Here is a 17,697-nt window from a genome sequence, read left to right as displayed (position 1 = left end):
GCGACGTGCGCCGGAACGCGTTCCGCGTCAGGTGAGCGGTGGCAGCTCGTCGGGGTGCGGGTCGCGCCGTGCGGTCTGCGCCAGCACGATGCCGAGGAGCACCATCGCGACGCCGCCGAGCTGCACCGCCGTGAGCGACTCGGCGTACCAGCCCCACCCGACGAGCGTCGCGACCACCGGCTCGAGCATCGCGACGACGCTGACCACGGTCGCGGGGAGGGCCCGCAGCGCGAGCAGGAGCAGGAAGAACGGGGTGACGGTGCCGAGCAGCACGATCCACGCCATCGCCGCCCACGCCGGGACGGTGAGGTCGTCGAGCCGCCCGAGCATCGAGGCGTCGGCGCCGAGCGCGTCGGCCCGCCACACGGGTGCGACCACGTTCATGAGGACGGCGGCGAGGGCGAACGCCCAGACGATGTGGTGCAGCGGGTCGGCGGACACCCCGTCGTCCTCGCCGAGCAGGAAGTAGCTCGCGAAGCAGACCGCCGCCAGCAGCGCCGCGGCGACGCCGAGGCCGTCGAACGCGAGCCCGGACCACACCTGGCTCACGACGGCCAGCCCGGCGAGGGTGAGGCCCAGGGCGGGCCACATCCGGGCGTGCACGGGACGGCGTCGGGCGAACCGCACCCACAGCACGACCAGCACGGGCCCCGTGTACTCCAGCAGCAGCGCGATGCCGAGCGGCAGGCGGTTGATGGCGACGTTGTAGAAGCCCTGGAGCCCCGCGATGCCCAGCATGCCGAGGCCCAGGAGCAGGGGGAGGCGGCGCAGCGTCGGCAGGCGCAGCGCGCGTCGGTCGACCACGAGCGCGACGACCACCAGCACGACGAGGGCGGCCGTGATGCGGACGGTCGTGAACGTCACCTCGTCCGTGCCGGAGCGCAGCGGGATGCGCGACGCGCCCGCGTTGAGGCCGAACAGGACGGCGGCCGTGAGGACGAGCGCGTACCCGACCAGGGGCGACCGCACGACGCGCTGCTCGGAGAGGCTCACGGCAGCATCATCGTGTCCTGCGGTGCCGGGGACGTCGGCGGGTCGAGCTGCGAGGCGCGGGGCTTACGCTCGGGCCCATGACCGTCCCCTCGCCCCGTCCCGTGTTCGACGCGATCCCCGGGTACAAGGCCGGTCGGGCTGCTGAGCACGACGAGCTGAAGCTGTCGAGCAACGAGAACCCGTTCCCGCCCCTGCCGGGCGTCGTCGAGCGCGCCGCGGCGGAGCTGGCGCGCATCAACCGCTACCCCGACGCCGGGGTCGCGCGGCTGCACGCGGCGCTGTCGCGGCACCTGTCGCGCCCGGAGGACACGTTCGCCGCGGGCACGGGCTCGGTGGCGGTGCTGTTCTCGCTGCTCGACGCCTACTGCGGCCCGGGCGACGAGGTCGTGACGGCGTGGCGCTCGTTCGAGGCGTACCCGATCGCCGTCACCGTCACGGGTGCCACGCACGTGACCGTGCCGCTGCGCGCCGACCACACCCACGACCTCGACGCGATGGCCGCCGCCGTCACCGACCGCACGCGCGTGGTCGTGGTGTGCACGCCCAACAACCCGACCGGACCCGTGGTGCGCCACGACGAGCTGGAGCGCTTCGTCGCCGCCCTGCCGTCGTCGGTGCTGGTGGTGGTCGACGAGGCGTACGTCGAGTTCGTCCGCGACCCCGACGCCGCGCGGGGCCTCGACCTGCAGGCCCGCTTCGACAACGTGCTGGTGCTGCGCACCTTCTCGAAGGCCTACGGGCTCGCGGGGCTGCGCGTCGGCTACCTCGTCGGCCACCCCGACGTCGCCGCGGCCGTCCGCAAGGCGACGCCCCCGTTCAGCGTCAGCGACGTCGCGCAGGCCGCCGCGGTGGCGTCGCTGGACGCCGTCGACGAGCTCGCCGAGCGCGTGGAGGAGGTCGTGCAGGGTCGCGCGCTGCTGCTCGAGGGCCTCCGCGCCCAGGGCTGGACCCTGCCCGACAGCCAGGCGAACTTCGTGTGGCTGCCGTCGGACCAGGGCCCGCAGCTCGCCGAGGCCTTCTGGCCCGTCGCGGTGCGCCCCTTCCCCGGCGCGGTCGCCGCCGGCGGCGGCGTGCGCGTCAGCGTCGGCACGACGTCGGCCAACGAGCGCCTCCTCGACGTCGCCGCGCGCCACCTGACGGGACGGTAGCGTCTGGGCCTGCGGCTGCCCATCGGTGGCGGGGCAACCGCAGGAGTGCTCTTCAGGTTGAGGATCCACCGCTGGGCGCTGTGGGCGCGGATCGGTGGCTGAGCAACCGCAGAGCCGCTCCTGCGGTTGATGATCCACCGATCGAACGGTGGAGAGCCCACCGCGCCCCCTCAGCGGTGAGAATCCCACCTTCTCGGCGCTGGGACGGTGGAGAACCCACCGCCGGAGGGGTCGCGCGCCCCATGCGGTGGAGAACCCACCGCCAAGGGGAGTGGAGCCCCGGGAGCGGAGCCGCCCCGCGCCCACCGCCGGTCGGGGCTTCTCGGGACGCAGGTCGAGACCCACCGCAGCCCACGCAGCCGCAGGTCGAGACCCCACGCAGCCGCAGGTCGAGACCCCACCCCAGGATCAGGGCGCCAGCCAGGCGTGGATCAACGGCACGACCGACGCGCCCTCGCCGCTGGCGGAGGCGACGCGCTTCATGGAGCCGGAGCGGATGTCGCCCACGGCGAACACGCCGGGTGCGGTGGTGGCCAGGGTGTCGGGCGGGACGATCGCGTCGGAGGCCCACGGGCCGGGCACGCCGCCGGGGCCGAGCCAGGCCTCCTTGGGCACGTCGCGGCCGGTGAGCACGAAGCCGCGCGGGTCGCGCGCGACCGTCGGGGGCAGCCAGCCGCAGGTCGGCCGGGCGCCGAGCAGGAGGAACAGGCCCGCGGCCGGCACGCGCTCGACCTCGCCCGACGCGTTCGTGCGCAGGTCGAGCCACTCGAGCAGGCCCGCGCCGCCGCCGTCGACCACCTCGACGCCGACCCGCACGTGGACGCGCTCGTTCCAGCGCAGCTCGTCGATGAGGTACTGCGACATCGTCTCGGTGAGGTCGCGGCGGACCACGATCGTCACCGACGACGCGAAGCGGGCGAGGTGGATCGCCGCCTGTCCGGCGGAGTTGCCGCCGCCGACCACGACGACGGGCTGGCCCTCGACCTCGGGAGCCGCCGTCATCGCGGACCCGTAGTAGACGCCGCGACCCACGAGCTCCTCGACCGACGCGACGCCCAGGTGGCGGTAGGCGACACCCGTCGCGATGACGACGGAGCGCGCCCGCACGTGCCCGCCGCCGGGTGTGGTGAGCACGTGCTCGCGCTCGTCGTGGGCCAGCGACGCGTCGCACGGCTGCAGCGCGTCGACCTCCCAGCCGGTGAGGAAGCGTGCGCCGAAGCGGACTGCTTGGTTGCGGGCGCGCTGCGCGAGCCGCATGCCCGACACGCCTCGCGGGAAGCCGAGGTAGTTGCGGATCATCGAGCTCGTGCCGGCCTGGCCGCCGACCGCCTCGGCCTCCAGCACGACGGTGCTGAGGCCCTCGCTGGCCGCGTACACGGCGGTGGCGAGACCGGCCGGCCCGGCACCGACGACGGCGACGTCGACCACGTCGGTCAGCACCGTCTCCCCGCTGGAGCCGTTCAGGGCCTGCGCGACCTCGCGCACCGACGTCGCCACGAACGGCGCGCGGTAGACGCTCGCCACCACCGGCTCGCCCGGCGCCTCGGCCGCGCCCGACTCCTGGCGCGTGGTGGCGAGCTCGGCCAGGATCTCGCGGCCGACGTCGCTGTCGGGGTGGTGGACGCCCGCGGGGATACCCATCCGGTGGGCGAAGTCGCGGACGGCCGCGGTGAGCGGGTTGCCCGGCCTCGACACGAGCCGGATGGTCTCGACCTCGGGTCGCGCCACGGTGGAACCCCAGTCCGACAGCAGCTCGACGACGGCGGCGTGGAACTCCTCGTCGCGCAGGCCGCGGGGCATGAGCAGGAAGGCGTCGAACTTCCCGTGCGCCAGGCCCGGGCGCAGGCGGTCGCCCTCCTCGAGGAACCGCTCCCAGGGCACCGTCACGAGCCGGCGGGCCGTCGGGACGACGCGCCGCCACGCGGCGAACGACGTCCAGACGTCGGCGTCGGGGAGGCCGGCGTCCTGCACGAGCAGGGCGATCTGCCGGTCGGCGGCGCACAGCCGCTCGAGCAGCGCGGTCGCGTCGTCGCACGTGCGCACGACGCGGACGTCGTAGTCGCGGTGGTAGCGACGGAACTCGTCGTCGAGGTGGGAGGCGTGCTCGTCGCTCGCCAGGACGATCACCGGGTGGTCCACGGAGCCAGTGTAGGAAGCCGCGCACTTGGCGTCGTCCCTGCGACCGGCTACGGTGACGACAGGTGTGACTGCGGTCACGCCCCCGACCAGGACGTCTGCGCCACCACTGCAGACCATCGGTCCCGTACCGCCCCACCGCCGTGGAGACCCCACGCCGGACGCGAGAGGAACAGCGCATGACCGTACCCGTGCACACCCCCGGCCCCGAGACGGTGCGGCCGGTGACCACGCCGGCCACCGTCGACACCGAGCTCGTCCAGCTCCTGACGCCCGAGGGACGGCGCGTCGAGCACGAGCGCTACGCCTTCGACGGCGACGACGAGAGCATCCGGTCGCTGTACCGCGACCTCCTCCTCGTCCGGCGGATCGACCACGAGGCGCACGCGCTGCAGCGTCACGGCGAGCTCGGCCTGTGGGCGCAGTGCCTGGGCCAGGAGGCCGCCCAGGTCGGCTCGGGGCGCGCGCTCCGTACGCAGGACTTCGCGTTCCCGACCTACCGCGAGCACGGCGTCGCCTGGTGCCGCGGCATCGACCCGGCCAGGCTGCTCGGTCTGTTCCGCGGCGTGGAGCTCGGCGGCTGGGACCCCGCCGAGACCGGCATGGCGCTCTACAGCATCATCATCGGCGCGCAGACCATGCACGCCACCGGCTACGCCATGGCGCTGCAGCGCGACGGCGCCGTCGGTACGGGCGACCCGGCGCGCGACGCCGCCGCCCTCGCGTACTTCGGCGACGGGGCCAGCAGCCAGGGCGACGTGCACGAGGCGTTCGTGTGGGCGTCGTCGTTCAACGCGCCCGTCGTGTTCTTCTGCCAGAACAACCACTGGGCCATCTCGGTGCCGCTCGCGCGCCAGAGCCGCACCCCGCTCGTGCAGCGCGCCGCGGGCTACGGCTTCGGCGGCGTGCGCGTCGACGGCAACGACGTGCTCGCCGTGCACGCGGTCACCCAGGCCGCGCTGCAGCGGGCCCGCGACGGCGAGGGTCCGACCCTCGTCGAGGCGGTCACCTACCGCATGGGTGCGCACACGACGTCCGACGACCCGACCCGCTACCGCGACACGGCGGAGGTCGAGGCGTGGCGGCACCGCGACCCGCTGGCCCGGGTGGAGCGCCACCTGCGCGAGCTCGACACGCCCGAGTCGTTCTTCACCGACCTGCAGACGGAGGCCGACGACCTCGGCGCCCACCTGCGCGAGGCCTGCCGGTCCCTGCCCGAGCCCGACCTCGGAGCGCTGTTCGACGGCGTCTACGCCGACGCGCACCCCGAGCTGGCCGCGCAGAAGGCCGAGTACCTCGCGTACCGCGACTCCTTCGACACCGAGGGTGGTGCGGCATGAGCACCAGCGCCAGCACCGCCACGAGCGAGCGCACGTCGGCGGTGGGCCAGCGGCTCAGCCTCGGCAAGGCGATCAACGCCGGTCTGCGGGCCGCCATGGAGGCCGACCCGAAGGTCGTCGTCATGGGGGAGGACGTCGGCCCGCTCGGCGGCGTCTTCCGGGTGACGGAGGGCCTGCAGAAGGACTTCGGTGACGACCGGGTCATCGACACGCCGCTGGGCGAGTCGGGCATCGTCGGGGCCGCCGTCGGCATGATGCTGCGCGGCTACCGGCCGGTGGTGGAGATCCAGTTCGACGGCTTCGTCTACCCCGCCTACGACCAGATCGTCAGCCAGGTCGCCAAGCTGCACGCCCGCAGCCAGGGCGTCGTGCGGATGCCGGCCGTCATCCGCATCCCGTTCGGCGGCGGCATCGGCGCGGTCGAGCACCACTCGGAGAGCCCGGAGGCGCAGTTCTGCCTGACGGCGGGGCTGCGCGTGGTGAGCCCGTCGAACGCCCACGACGCGTACTGGATGATCCAGCAGGCGATCGCGAGCGACGACCCGGTCGTGTTCATGGAGCCCAAGCGTCGCTACTGGGACGCGGGGCCGGTGGGCCAGGAGTCGACGCCGCTGCACGCGTCGCAGGTGGTGCGCGACGGTCGCCACGCCACCCTGCTCGCCTACGGGCCGATGGTCCGCACGTGCCTGGAGTCGGCGGAGGCGGCCGCGGAGGACGGCGTCGACCTCGAGGTGATCGACCTGCGCACCCTCAGCCCGCTCGACCTCGGGCCCGTGCACGAGTCCGTGCGCCGCACCGGTCGCGCGGTCGTCGTGCACGAGGCGTCGCGCACGCTCGGCCTCGGCGCCGAGATCGCCGCCCGCGTGCAGGAGGAGTGCTTCTACTCCCTCGAGGCGCCGGTGCTGCGCGTCACCGGCTACGACCTGCCCTACCCGCCCAGTCGGGTGGAGGAGGAGTTCCTGCCCGACCTCGACCGTGTGCTCGACGCCGTCGACCGCGCGATGGCGTTCTGAGGGGATGAGCTGATGAGCGAGTTCAGGCTGCCCGACGTGGGCGAGGGACTGACCGAGGCCGAGGTGCTCACGTGGCACGTGGCCGTCGGCGACGTGGTCGAGGTCAACCAGACGATCGTCGACATCGAGACCGCGAAGTCGGTCGTGGAGCTGCCCAGCCCGTTCGCGGGCGAGGTGACGGCGCTGCTGGTGCCGGAGGGCACGACCGTGCCGGTGGGGGAGAGGCGGGAGCCGGTGCTGGTCGGCTACGGCGTGCGCACCGCCTCGACGCGCCGCCGTCGGCGCAAGGGCGACGCGCCCGTGCAGGCCGCTGCACCGTCCGGTGGGGTGACCACGCTGGAGCGCCCGGCGGAGTCCGAGCCGCGCCCGCGTGACGTGCGGGCCCTGGCGAAGCCGCCGGTGCGCAAGCTGGCGAAGGACCACGGCGTCGACCTGCTCGACGTGCCGTGCGACGGTCCGGTGGTCACACGCGCCGACGTCGAGGCGTTCATCGCCGGCCGATGTCCCACGGTCGCGTCGCCCGCCGCCGCGCCGGTGCGGTCGGTGGAGGGTGACACGCGCATCCCGGTCAAGGGCGTGCGCAAGGCCACCGCGCAGGCCATGGTCAGCTCGGCGTTCAGTGCACCGCACGTCACCGAGTGGGTCACGCTCGACGTGAGCGCGACGATGGAGCTCGTCGAGCGGCTCAAGGCCGACCGTCGGTTCGCGGGCGTGAGGGTGTCGCCGACGCTCGTCGTCGCGAAGGCCGTGTGCCTGGCGCTGTTGCGCACGCCCGAGCTGAACGCCAGCTGGGACGAGGCCGCGCAGGAGATCGTGCTGAAGGGGTCGGTGAACCTGGGCGTCGCCGCGGCCACCGACCGTGGGCTCGTGGTGCCGAACATCCCGGGTGCCGACCGGATGAGCCTGCTGGAGCTCGGGGAGGCGCTGGCCGACCTGACGGCCACCGCCCGCGCCGGCCGCACCCAGCCCGCGCAGATGAGCGGCGGCACGTTCACGATCACCAACGTCGGCGTGTTCGGCGTCGACGCGGGCACGCCCATCCTCAACCCGGGCGAGACGGGCATCCTGTGCGTCGGGCAGATCGACCGGCGTCCCTGGGTGGTCGGACCGGATGCCGGAGGTGCCGAGCGGATCGAGCCGCGGTGGGTCACGACGCTCGCGGTGAGCTTCGACCACCGGGTCGTCGACGGCCAGCAGGGCTCGCGCTTCCTCGCCGACGTGGCGTCGATCCTGCGCGACCCCGCCCTCGCCCTCACCTTCTGACCGCATCTCGCCCGCGCAGACGGTGCGCGTTTGCGTGGGGCCCCACGCAAACGCGCAGTTCGGGCGCATGGTTGCGGTGGGGGGAGCCTGTTTGCGTGGGGCCCCACGCAAACAGGCTCGACCGGTCGGGTGGTGGGGGGTCAGGCGGGGAGGCGCTCGCCCGCCTCGACGACGTCGGTGATCGTGTTGCCCGGCGACGCGAGGGGGCAGCGCCAGCGGTCGTCGTAGCGGCACGACGGGTGGTAGGCGAAGTTGAGGTCGAGCACGACGGTGTGTCCACCCTGGGGAGTCGGCCGGCCGCCGAGCCACGACCCCTTCGCGGTGTCGAGCAGGTAGCGGCCCGCGCCGTACGACGCGGCGCCGTCGGCGCGACCCGACGTCGCGTCACGCAGGGGCACGAAGATGCCGCCGGCGTACTGCTGCAGCGTCCACACGTCGAGCGTCGAGCCCGACGGGAGCGCCAGCTGCCCGGTCCGCAGCATCGTGACGTCGCCGTCACCGCCTCCGTCGACGACGCGCTTGTCGGGGTCCCACGCGTCGGTCGGTGCGGGCAGGAGCGGCAGCTCGAACCGCCACGCCGGGTCGTAGGGCCAGTACGGCAGGCCGGTCTCGCGCAGCGGGTCACGCGCCGGCAGCGGCGACTGCGGGTGGCTGCGGAACAGCTCGTCGCGACCCTGCCGCCAGGTCGCGTGCCCGCGTTCGGGGTCCGGGTCCGCGCGGACCTGCTCGTAGAGCGCGGCCACGCGCACCCGCCAGTCGACCAAGGTCAGCAGCACACCGCCCACACTACGACCCAAGCTGCGCAGGAGACGCCGGGACCGCAGCCCGCGCGTGCACCGCGCCCACCACGCACACGACCAGCGTGATCGCGGCCGCGAGCAGCAGCCCGGCCCCGAGGTGCCAGCGCAGCAGCAGGGCGCCCGCCGCCGCACCCGCGAGGATCAGCACCACCGCCGCCACGCGCCGACCCGACCCGCCACCCTTGCCGTTGCCGAGCACCGAGTCGGCGGCCAGACCCGTGATGGTCGACGTGACGACCACGGTGGTGACGTCCTTGACGGCGATGAACCGCGCGGTCGCGGCCTGCAGGCCCATCGCCGCACCGAGCAGCGTCGTGATGACGACCTGGCCCGCGTGGCCCACGTCGTCGCCGACCACGAACAGCACGACGCCGAGCGCGAGGATCGACGCACCGACGCAGGCGATCAGCGTGGTGGTGCGTGCCGACCAGCCCGTCCGCGCGCCCTTCAGCACCCGGCCGCCGAGCGCCGCGCCCGCCAGGAACCCGACGAGGGCGAGCGCGGGTCCGAGGATCGGGAGGTCGTCGGCACCGACGACGGCCATGCCGAGGATCACGACGTTGCCGGTCATGTTGCCGGTGAACACGCGGTCGAGACCGAGGTAGCCGACGGCGTCGATCACCCCCGTCGAGAAGGTGAGGGCGAGCATGAGGACGAGGTTCATCCGGTCGGACGTGATGCGGCGCAGCATCCCCAGAGTCTGACGGCGGGGTGGCGCGGCGCCGTGGCCGGGATGTCACGAGTCCGTGACATGAGGTCTCTAGGGTGTCCGTCCATGACCACCCGCCAGGGCCTCCCACGCAGCACGCCGCTCGACTCCGCACCCCTCCACACGGGCACCGGCGTCCCGTCCGACGCGACCTACCTGCCGTCGACGGGCGACCACGTGCTGTGGGGCCGGCTGCCCTGCGCCACCGACCGCGCCGTGCTGTCCGTCGAGCCGGGCGAGGAGGTCGTGGTCGACACGATCAGCCACGAGGGGATCCTGGAGGACCAAGGTCGCGACCCGCGTGCGTTCTTCGAGCCGCACGGCGTCGACGTGCTCGACGACGCCGTGGCGCTCGCCGCCTCGGGCTACGCGCGGACGTTCGGGGTCGACGGTCCGCACGTGGTCACCGGACCGATCGAGGTCCGTGGCGCGAGGCCGGGCGACCTGCTGGCCATGACCCTCGTCGACGCGCAGCAGCGGGTGCCGTACGGCGTCGTGTCGAACCGGCACGGGAGGGGCGCGCTGCCCGGCGAGTACCCGCTCGACGGCGACGTCTTCAGCGTGTTCGCCCGCGCCGAGGGCGACACCGGGGTGATGACGTACGGACCGCAGGACGAGCGCACCGTCCGGTTCCCGCTCGCGCCGTTCCTCGGCATCATGGGCGTCGCGGTGGCCGGCGACGAGCGGCCGCACACCGTGCCGCCCGGTGCACACGGCGGCAACCTCGACATCAACCTGCTCACCGCGGGCGCGACGCTCTACCTGCCCGTGCAGGTGGCCGGCGCGCTGGCCTACGTCGGCGACCCGCACTTCGCGCAGGGTGGCGGGGAGGTCGCACTCACCGCCATGGAGGCGTCGCTGCGGGCGACGGTGCGGCTCGACGTCGTGCCCCGCGAGGAGGCCGTGGCGCAGTTCGGCGAGCTGGTGGGCCCGCTGGCCCGCACCCGCGAGTACCTCGTGCCGACGGGCCTCGACCCCGACCTCGACGTCGCGACGCAGAACTGCGTGCGTGCGGCGATCGGCCTGCTGCAGGCGCGCTACGGGATGGACCCGCGGCACGCGTACGCGTACCTGAGCGCAGCCACCGACTTCGACATCAGCCAGGTGGTCGACGTGGTCAAGGGCGTGCACGCCCGGATCCGGCTGGCGGACTTCGCATGAGCGACGACGCTCCCGAGGGGCTGCTCGAGGCGTTCTGGGCGTACGAGACGGCGCTGATGTCCGACGACCTCGAGACGCTCGACGCGCTCTTCGCCGACCGTCCCGACACGCTGCGCGGCGACGCCGCCGGGGTGCTCGTGGGCCACGAGACGATCAGCCGGTTCCGCGGGTCGCGCGGGGGCGCGCCGCGGCGCACGATCGCCGAGGTGCACGTGCGGGTCGTCGACGCGACGCACGCGCTCGTCGTCGCGGTCACCGCCCCGGAGCGTGGCGGCCGCGGCCAGCAGACCCAGCTGTGGGAGCGGACCGAGGTGGGCTGGCAGGTCACGGCCGCCCACGTCGCGGTGCCGGCGCCCGCGGTCGACACCCGGGTGTGGCGGGCCGTCGGCGACCCGCTCGTGCGACCCGGGACCGGCCCGCTGTCGGGCGAGAGCGTCGCGGTGAAGGACCTGTTCGCCGTGGCCGGGCAACCGGTCGGCGCCGGCAACCCGACCTGGGCCGCGAACGCGCCCGTGGAGTCGAGCCACGCGTGGGCCGTGCAGACCCTGCTGGGAGCCGGCGCGTCGGTGCGCGGCATCGCCCGCACCGACGAGTTCGCCTACAGCCTGGCCGGCACGAACGCGCACTTCGGCACCCCGCCCAACGCGCAGGCGCCCGGACGCATCTCGGGCGGGTCGTCGTCGGGATCGGCGTCGGCCGTCGCGCTCGGCCACGCGACGATCGGGCTGGGCACCGACACCGGCGGCTCGATCCGGGTCCCGGCCGCCTACCAGGGTCTGTACGGCATGCGGCCGACGCACGGAAGCGTGCCGACCGCAGGGCTGATGCCGCTCGCCCCGTCGTTCGACACGGTCGGGTGGATGACCCGCGACGCCGGCCTGCTGCGCCGGGTCGGCTCCGTGCTGCTGCCCGCCGCGGCGCCGCGTCCGTTGCGCGACGTCGTGGTGGTGCCCGAGCTGCTCGCCCTCGCGTCGCCCGACGTGCGGGCGGCGGTCGAGGGGTTCCTCGGCGCTGGTCCGCGCGGCGGCACGGGCTGGGGCGGCGACGGCGGCACCGTCGTCGAGGAGTCCTGGGACCTGCCGGAGACGTGGCCGGAGGTCTTCCGGGTGCACCAGGCGGCGCAGGCCTGGCAGAGCCACGGTTGGTGGCTGCGCACCCGCCTGGACTCCCTGGGCGCCGACGTGCGCAGCCGGTTCGAGGCGGCCGCCGAGATCGACCACGACACCGCCGTGCAGGCCGCCGACGACGCCGCCCGCGCGCGCGACGCGGTGCGTCGGCTCGTCGGCGACCGGGTCGTCGTGCTGCCGTCAGCCCCGACGGTGGCGCCGGAGCTGGGTGCCGACCTCGGCGAGGTGCGTGCGGCCACCCTGCGCCTGACCTGCGTGGCCGGGCTCGGCGGGCTGCCGGCGGTCAGCGTCCCGCTCACCACGTCCGACGGCCTGCCGTGCGGCGTCTGCCTCGTGGGCCCGCCCCGCCGCGACCTCGACCTGCTCGACCTCGTGACGGGTCCGCTCCACGCCTGACGGCGAGTCCGCGGGGCCGTTACCCGGATGAAACGCGGGTTGCACGCGCCGTAACACGATGGTCCTAGCGTTCCTCGGGACGAGGGAGGGACCACGTGGACATCACGACGTTCGACACGGCCGACGCCGAGAAGGCCGCTGCCGTGCTGCGCGTGTGCGCCAACGTCGACGCGTGGGTCGACGCCCTCGTCGCGGGTCGCCCCTACGGGAGCGTCGAGGCGCTCGTGGCACGGGCCGACGCGCTGGCCGCGGGCTGGACGGGTGCGCAGGTCGAGGCCGCGCTCGCCGACCACCCGCGCATCGGGGAGCGGCACGTCGGTACGGGTCGCAGCGCCGAGCTCTCCGGCCGCGAGCAGTCCGGCGTCGACGCCAGCGTCGACACCGCGGCACGGCTCGCGGCGGGCAACGCGGCCTACGAGGAGCGGTTCGACCGGATCTTCCTCGTGCGCGCGGCCGGTCGCAGCGCCGAGGAGATCCTCGCCCTGCTCGAGCAGCGGCTCACGCACGACCCCGAGACGGAGCTGGCGGTCACCGCAGGCCAGCTCCGCGAGATCGCCCTGCTGCGGCTGGAGGACACGTTCGCATGACCACCCTCTCCACCCACGTGCTCGACGCCGCGCTCGGTCGTCCGGCGGCCGGCCTGGTCGTCTCGCTCGACGACTCGGTCACCGCGACCACCGACGCCGACGGCCGGATCCGGTTCGACGACCCCGTCGACCTCGGGGTCCACGAGCTCGTCTTCGCGACCGGCCCCTGGTTCGCCGACCAGGACCGCAGCACCTTCTACCCCGTCGTGCGCGTCGCGTTCGAGGCCGGGACGGGCCAGGAGCACCACCACGTGGCGCTGCTGCTGAGCCCGTTCGCCTACACCACCTATCGAGGGAGCTGACCATGGCGACGGGCGACATCGTGCTGGGACCGAACCAGTACGGGAAGGCCGAGAACCGGCTGGTGCGGATCACCCGCGACACCGATCGGCACGAGATCGAGGACCTCAACGTCACCTCGCAGCTGCGCGGCGACTTCGTGGCGTGCCACGTCGAGGGCGACAACAGCCAGGTCGTGGCCACCGACACGCAGAAGAACACGGTCTACGCGTTCGCGCAGCAGCACGGCATCGGCTCGCCCGAGCAGTTCCTGCTCACCCTCGGCGAGCACTTCGTCACCAGCTTCGACTGGGTCTGCGGCGGACGCTGGGAGGCCGAGCTCTACGCGTGGGAGCGAATCGCGGTCGACGGCCGGCTGCACGACCACTCCTTCGTCCGCACCGGCCGGGAGGTCCGCACCACCGTCGTGCAGAAGGACGGCGACCAGACGTGGGTGCTGGCCGGGTTCAAGGACGCGACGGTGCTCAAGTCGACCGGCTCGGAGTTCCACGGGTTCCCCCGCGACCGGTACACGACGCTGCGCGAGACCACCGACCGCATCCTCGCCACGTCGGTCACCGCGTGGTGGCGCTACACGAGCACCGACGTCGACTGGAACGCGCGCTACGAGGCGATCAAGGCCGTGCTGCTCGAGACGTTCGCGAGCGTGCACTCCCTCGCCCTGCAGCAGACGATCTTCGCGATGGGCCGCGCCGTCCTCGAGCAGTTCGACGACGTCGCCGAGATCAGGCTGTCGTGCCCCAACAAGCACCACTTCCTCGTCGACCTCGAGCCGTTCGGGCTCGACAACCCGAACGAGGTCTTCTTCGCCGCCGACCGCCCCTACGGGCTGATCCAGGCCACCGTCCAGCGCGAGGGCGCACAGCAGGCTCCGCAGGCGTGGGCCACCGTGCCTGGCTTCTGCTGAGCGCACCGACACACGAGAGCGAGCACGACGATGACCGCACGAGCGACCGCGGCGAGGGGCTGACCACGCCGATGCGACTCGACGCGATCCAGGCCCAGCAGGTGCTCGTCGACGGGCAGTTCCGTCCCGCGACCCTGACGCTCGACGACGGACGGGTCACGGCCGTCGGACCCCTCGACGACGTCCCGGCCGGCGAGGTCCACCGCGTCCCCGACACCGCCTACGTGGTGCCTGGCGTCGTCGACACGCACGTGCACGTCAACGAGCCGGGCCGCACGGAGTGGGAGGGCTTCAGCTCGGCCACCCGGGCCGCCGTCCTTGGTGGCGTGACCACGCTCGTCGACATGCCGCTCAACTCCGTGCCCCCGACCACGACGCTCGAGGGCCTGGCCGCCAAGCGCGCGGCGGCCCAGGGCCAGCTCGCGGTCGACGTCGGCTTCTGGGGCGGCGCGGTGCCGGGCAACGTCGCCGACCTCGAACCGCTGTGGGACGCCGGCGTGTTCGGCTTCAAGTGCTTCCTCAGCCCGTCGGGCGTCGAGGAGTTCCCGCCGCTGGACCGCGCCGAGTTCGACGCCGCGCTCGCGGAGGTCGCCCGGCTCGACGCGCTCATGATCGTGCACGCCGAGGACGCCGCGATCCTCGACAGCACGCCGGCGCCCGGCAGCCGCGCGTACCGCGACTTCGTGCTCTCGCGGCCCGACGCGTCGGAGGTGTCGGCCATCCGCCAGGTCGTCGACGGCGCCCGGGAGACCGGGGCGCGGGTGCACGTGCTGCACCTGAGCAGCGCGCGGGCGATCGACCTGATCGCCGACGCGCGGGCCGAGGGTCTCCCGCTGACCGTCGAGACCTGCCCGCACTACCTCACCTTCAGCGCCGAGACGATCCCCGACGCGGCGCCGGAGTTCAAGTGCTGCCCCCCGATCCGCGACGCCGGCAACCGCGAGGCGCTCTGGCAGGCCCTCCAGGAGGGGCTGGTCGACTGCATCGTCAGCGACCACTCGCCGTCGACCGTCGAGGAGAAGCTGAAGGGCGACGGCGACCTACAGCAGGCGTGGGGCGGCGTGTCGGGCCTGCAGGTCGGGTTCGCCGTCCTGGCGCACGAGGCGCGGCTGCGCGGCATCCCGCTCGAGCGACTGAGCCGCTGGATGTCGACGAGCACCGCCGACCTCGTCGGACTGTCGCACAAGGGACGCATCGCCGTCGGCGCCGACGCCGACCTCGCGGTGTACGACCCCGCCGTCGAGCTGCACGTCGAGGCGGCACGGCTGGCCCACAGGAACCCGATCTCCGCCTACGACGGGCTGCGCCTCGCAGGCCGCGTGGTCAGCACCGTCGTGCGAGGTGAGCTGGTCGACGTCGACCACGTCGACCACCGCCACGGCCGGCAGCTGGACAGGCCGTCGTCGTGACCCCGCACCTTGTTGCACCACCGATGGAAGGACCCATGGACACCGCTCCCGTGAACCCCCCGCCCCGCCTGCTGATGGGACCCGGTCCGATCAACGCCGACCCGCGCGTGCTGCGCGCGATGTCGGCCCAGCTCGTCGGCCAGTACGACCCGGCCATGACCGGCTACATGGTGGAGGTCATGGGTCTGTACCGCGAGGTGTTCGCGACGGCGAACGAGCAGACCTTCCTCGTCGACGGCACGTCGCGCGCCGGCATCGAGGCGGCCCTCGTCTCGCTCCTGGAGCCCGGCGACCGGGTGCTCGTGCCGGTCTTCGGACGGTTCGGCCACCTGCTCGCCGAGATCGGCGAGCGGTGCGGGGCCGAGGTGCACACGATCGAGACCGACTGGGGCACCGTGTTCGCGCCCGAGCAGGTCGAGGCGGCGATCGTCGAGGTCCGGCCGAAGGTGCTCGCGGTCGTGCAGGGCGACACCTCCACGACCATGTGCCAGCCCCTGGCCGACCTCGGCGAGATCTGCCGACGGCACGACGTGCTGCTGTACTGCGACGCCACCGCCTCCCTCGGCGGCAACCCGTTCGAGACCGACGCGTGGGGGATCGACGTCGCGACCGCCGGCCTGCAGAAGTGCCTGGGTGGTCCGTCCGGCTCGTCGCCGATCACGATCTCGCCGCGTGCCGTCGACGTCATCGACGGTCGGCGGCACGTCGAGGCGGGCATCGCCGAGGAGCGCGACGTCGCGCGGGGCGTGCGCATCGCCTCGAACTACCTCGACCTCGCGATGATCATGGACTACTGGGGTCCGCGCCGGCTCAACCACCACACCGAGGCGACGACGATGCTCTACGGCGCGCGCGAGTGCGCGCGGCTGCTCGTGGAGGAGGGGATCGACGCCGCCGTCGAGCGGCACCGTCTGCACGGTGCCGCGATGCTCGCCGGGGTGCGTGGGCTCGGGCTGGAGGTCTTCGGCGACGTCGACCACAAGATGAGCAACGTCGTCGCGGTGCACATCCCCGACGGCGTCGACGGCGACGCCGCGCGGGCGGTGATGCTCGAGGACTTCGGCATCGAGATCGGCACCTCCTTCGGACCTCTGCACGGCAAGGTCTGGAGGATCGGCACGATGGGCTACAACGCCCGCAAGGACGCCGTGCTCGTCACGTTGGCCGCGCTGGAGCAGGTGCTGCGGTCCGGTGGTGTCGCCGTGACAGCCGGCGGTGGCGTCGGCGCTGCGCAGGAGGTCTACGCGTGAGCGCCCCGACGGACCTGCCCACGAGCGGCGCCGCGGTCGGCTCGGCGGCCGAGGTGCTGGCCCGCTGCGCCGAGCTGGACCTCTACTCCTCCCACCCCGAGCACCTGGAACGCGTCTACCTGTCGCCGGAGCACGCGGCGGTCAACCGGGTCGTGGCCCGGTGGATGACGCGCGCCGGCCTCGCTCCGCGCCAGGACGCGGCCGGCAACCAGTACGGCCGACGCGAGGGCCGCGAGCCGGGGCTGCCCGCCCTGCTGCTGGGCTCCCACCTCGACACCGTCCCCGACGCCGGCTCCTACGACGGCATGCTGGGCGTGCTCATGGGCATCGCCGTCGCCGAGCGGCTCGGTGACCGGGTGGACGACCTGCCGTTCGCCCTGGAGGTGGTCGGGTTCAGCGACGAGGAGGGCACGCGGTTCGGCAAGGCGCTGCTGGGCAGCTGCGCGGCCGCCGGCACGTGGGACCCCGCGTGGTGGGACCTCTGCGACGCGGGCGGCATGACGCTGCGGACCGCGTTCGAGGAGTTCGGGCTCGACCCGCGCGCCGTCGGCACCGCCGCGCGGCGTCCGGATGAGCTCGTGGGCTACCTCGAGGCGCACATCGAGCAGGGCCCCTACCTCGAGGAGGCCGACGCCTCGCTCGGGTACGTGACCACCATCGCCGGCGCGCGGCGCTTCGTCCTGGAGGTGGAGGGCGAGGCCCGCCACGCCGGCGGGACGCCCTACGACCGCCGCAAGGACGCCATGGTCGGCGCCGCGGAGTGCATCACGGCGATCGAGCGCATGGTCCGCCCGTCGGGCTGCATCGCCACGACGGGCCGGATCGAGGCCCGCCCGGGCGCGGTCAACGTGATCGCGGGGCACGTCGAGGTCAGCCTCGACCTGCGCGCGGCCACCGACGAGGCGCTGCTCTCGCCCGGCGTCGTGGTCTCCGGCGGGTCGGTGACCCGGTCGGTGCTCTCCCCGGACGTGCGCGTCGAGGACGGTGCGGACGTCACCGGGTCGGTGCTCCTCAACGGCGTCACGGTCGGCGCCGGAGCGGTCGTGCGCAACACCATCCTGGACAAGAACGTCGTCGTCCCGCCGGGCGCGAGCATCGGCGTCGACGCCGAGGCCGACCAGGTCGCGGCCGCGGAGCGGGAGGCCGTCGTCGATCGAT

General features: G+C 73.8%; 16 protein-coding genes. 12 read left to right on the top strand and 4 right to left on the bottom strand.

Annotated features, from left to right (window positions below; translation table 11 throughout):
- Nucleotides 1–27: 27 nt before the first annotated feature.
- A complete protein-coding gene (locus A6Q81_RS03215; RefSeq protein ID WP_286689520.1) occupies nt 28–993 on the bottom strand; it encodes an EamA family transporter in 966 nt (321 codons plus the stop codon).
- 77 nt (nt 994–1,070) lie between these two features.
- Here A6Q81_RS03215 and hisC point away from each other — a divergent pair, with 77 nt between their 5' ends.
- Nucleotides 1,071–2,141, top strand: a complete 1,071-nt coding sequence (hisC, locus tag A6Q81_RS03210; RefSeq protein WP_286689519.1) for a histidinol-phosphate transaminase — start codon at nt 1,071–1,073, stop codon at nt 2,139–2,141.
- A 408-nt stretch (nt 2,142–2,549) separates the two neighbouring features.
- On the opposite strand, the gene A6Q81_RS03205 is transcribed toward hisC, so the two are convergent.
- On the bottom strand, nt 2,550–4,280 hold the full coding sequence (locus A6Q81_RS03205) for an NAD(P)/FAD-dependent oxidoreductase (protein ID WP_286689518.1): 1,731 nt from the start codon (nt 4,278–4,280) through the stop codon (nt 2,550–2,552).
- A 176-nt stretch (nt 4,281–4,456) separates the two neighbouring features.
- Between A6Q81_RS03205 and pdhA the strand changes: the two genes are divergently transcribed.
- The 3 genes from pdhA to A6Q81_RS03190 are packed head-to-tail and all read left to right on the top strand — an operon-like array spanning nt 4,457 to nt 7,893.
- The gene (gene pdhA / locus A6Q81_RS03200; protein WP_067853193.1) at nt 4,457–5,617 is read left to right on the top strand and encodes a pyruvate dehydrogenase (acetyl-transferring) E1 component subunit alpha; all 1,161 of its coding nucleotides are present in this window, start codon (nt 4,457–4,459) and stop codon (nt 5,615–5,617) included.
- Nucleotides 5,614–6,630 carry an alpha-ketoacid dehydrogenase subunit beta gene (locus tag A6Q81_RS03195; protein WP_067853195.1) on the top strand — a complete coding sequence of 339 codons (1,017 nt, stop codon included), beginning with the start codon at nt 5,614–5,616 and terminating at the stop codon, nt 6,628–6,630. Before pdhA ends, A6Q81_RS03195 begins: the two co-directional genes overlap by 4 nt.
- A 12-nt stretch (nt 6,631–6,642) precedes the next feature.
- Entirely contained in the window at nt 6,643–7,893 is a 1,251-nt protein-coding gene (locus A6Q81_RS03190) for a dihydrolipoamide acetyltransferase family protein (protein WP_286689517.1), read from the top strand.
- 140 nt (nt 7,894–8,033) lie between these two features.
- Here A6Q81_RS03190 and A6Q81_RS03185 read toward each other — a convergent pair whose 3' ends face one another.
- Both A6Q81_RS03185 and A6Q81_RS03180 read right to left on the bottom strand, forming a co-directional pair.
- The gene (locus tag A6Q81_RS03185; protein ID WP_286689516.1) at nt 8,034–8,669 is read right to left on the bottom strand and encodes a DUF1684 domain-containing protein; all 636 of its coding nucleotides are present in this window, start codon (nt 8,667–8,669) and stop codon (nt 8,034–8,036) included.
- A 10-nt stretch (nt 8,670–8,679) separates the two neighbouring features.
- On the bottom strand, nt 8,680–9,384 hold the full coding sequence (locus tag A6Q81_RS03180) for a YoaK family protein (protein WP_286689515.1): 705 nt from the start codon (nt 9,382–9,384) through the stop codon (nt 8,680–8,682).
- Nucleotides 9,385–9,468: 84 nt separating this feature from the next.
- On the opposite strand from A6Q81_RS03180, the gene A6Q81_RS03175 reads away from it, so the two are divergent.
- The 8 genes from A6Q81_RS03175 to A6Q81_RS03140 form a co-directional block, all read left to right on the top strand.
- A complete protein-coding gene (locus A6Q81_RS03175) occupies nt 9,469–10,563 on the top strand; it encodes an acetamidase/formamidase family protein (protein ID WP_067853205.1) in 1,095 nt (364 codons plus the stop codon).
- The gene (locus A6Q81_RS03170) at nt 10,560–12,086 is read left to right on the top strand and encodes an AtzH-like domain-containing protein (RefSeq protein WP_067853208.1); all 1,527 of its coding nucleotides are present in this window, start codon (nt 10,560–10,562) and stop codon (nt 12,084–12,086) included. Before A6Q81_RS03175 ends, A6Q81_RS03170 begins: the two co-directional genes overlap by 4 nt.
- 95 nt (nt 12,087–12,181) lie before the next feature.
- Nucleotides 12,182–12,673, top strand: coding sequence for a 2-oxo-4-hydroxy-4-carboxy-5-ureidoimidazoline decarboxylase (gene uraD, locus A6Q81_RS03165; RefSeq protein ID WP_286689514.1), 492 nt, complete (start codon nt 12,182–12,184; stop codon nt 12,671–12,673).
- Nucleotides 12,670–12,975 carry a hydroxyisourate hydrolase gene (gene uraH, locus A6Q81_RS03160; RefSeq protein WP_067853213.1) on the top strand — a complete coding sequence of 102 codons (306 nt, stop codon included), beginning with the start codon at nt 12,670–12,672 and terminating at the stop codon, nt 12,973–12,975. The genes uraD and uraH overlap by 4 nt, the downstream gene beginning before the upstream one ends.
- Nucleotides 12,976–12,977: 2 nt before the next feature.
- Nucleotides 12,978–13,880 carry a factor-independent urate hydroxylase gene (gene pucL, locus A6Q81_RS03155; protein WP_286689513.1) on the top strand — a complete coding sequence of 301 codons (903 nt, stop codon included), beginning with the start codon at nt 12,978–12,980 and terminating at the stop codon, nt 13,878–13,880.
- Between the two features lie 71 nt (nt 13,881–13,951).
- Nucleotides 13,952–15,289: an allantoinase AllB gene (allB, locus tag A6Q81_RS03150; RefSeq protein ID WP_286689512.1), complete on the top strand. Its 1,338-nt coding sequence runs from the start codon at nt 13,952–13,954 to the stop codon at nt 15,287–15,289.
- Nucleotides 15,290–15,324: 35 nt separating this feature from the next.
- Nucleotides 15,325–16,539, top strand: coding sequence for a pyridoxal-phosphate-dependent aminotransferase family protein (locus A6Q81_RS03145; protein WP_286689511.1), 1,215 nt, complete (start codon nt 15,325–15,327; stop codon nt 16,537–16,539).
- On the top strand, nt 16,536–17,697 hold a 1,162-nt coding region (locus tag A6Q81_RS03140), incomplete at its 3' end, for a Zn-dependent hydrolase (RefSeq protein ID WP_286689510.1). The genes A6Q81_RS03145 and A6Q81_RS03140, both read left to right, overlap by 4 nt.

Origin of the sequence: Aeromicrobium sp. REDSEA-S38_B2, from assembly GCF_001628525.1 — a bacterium.
Classification (GTDB): Bacteria; Actinomycetota; Actinomycetes; order Propionibacteriales; family Nocardioidaceae; genus Aeromicrobium; species Aeromicrobium erythreum.
This window is presented reverse-complemented; position numbering and strand designations above follow the sequence as displayed.

Coding starts and splice junctions, on each gene's coding strand:
- hisC (WP_286689519.1), top strand. CDS start 1,071: ATGACCGTCCCCTCGCCCCGTCCCGTGTTCGACGCGATCCCCGGGTAC.
- pdhA (WP_067853193.1), top strand. CDS start 4,457: ATGACCGTACCCGTGCACACCCCCGGCCCCGAGACGGTGCGGCCGGTG.
- A6Q81_RS03195 (WP_067853195.1), top strand. CDS start 5,614: ATGAGCACCAGCGCCAGCACCGCCACGAGCGAGCGCACGTCGGCGGTG.
- A6Q81_RS03190 (WP_286689517.1), top strand. CDS start 6,643: ATGAGCGAGTTCAGGCTGCCCGACGTGGGCGAGGGACTGACCGAGGCC.
- A6Q81_RS03180 (WP_286689515.1), bottom strand. CDS start 9,384: ATGCTGCGCCGCATCACGTCCGACCGGATGAACCTCGTCCTCATGCTC.
- A6Q81_RS03175 (WP_067853205.1), top strand. CDS start 9,469: ATGACCACCCGCCAGGGCCTCCCACGCAGCACGCCGCTCGACTCCGCA.
- A6Q81_RS03170 (WP_067853208.1), top strand. CDS start 10,560: ATGAGCGACGACGCTCCCGAGGGGCTGCTCGAGGCGTTCTGGGCGTAC.
- uraH (WP_067853213.1), top strand. CDS start 12,670: ATGACCACCCTCTCCACCCACGTGCTCGACGCCGCGCTCGGTCGTCCG.
- pucL (WP_286689513.1), top strand. CDS start 12,978: ATGGCGACGGGCGACATCGTGCTGGGACCGAACCAGTACGGGAAGGCC.
- allB (WP_286689512.1), top strand. CDS start 13,952: ATGCGACTCGACGCGATCCAGGCCCAGCAGGTGCTCGTCGACGGGCAG.
- A6Q81_RS03145 (WP_286689511.1), top strand. CDS start 15,325: ATGGACACCGCTCCCGTGAACCCCCCGCCCCGCCTGCTGATGGGACCC.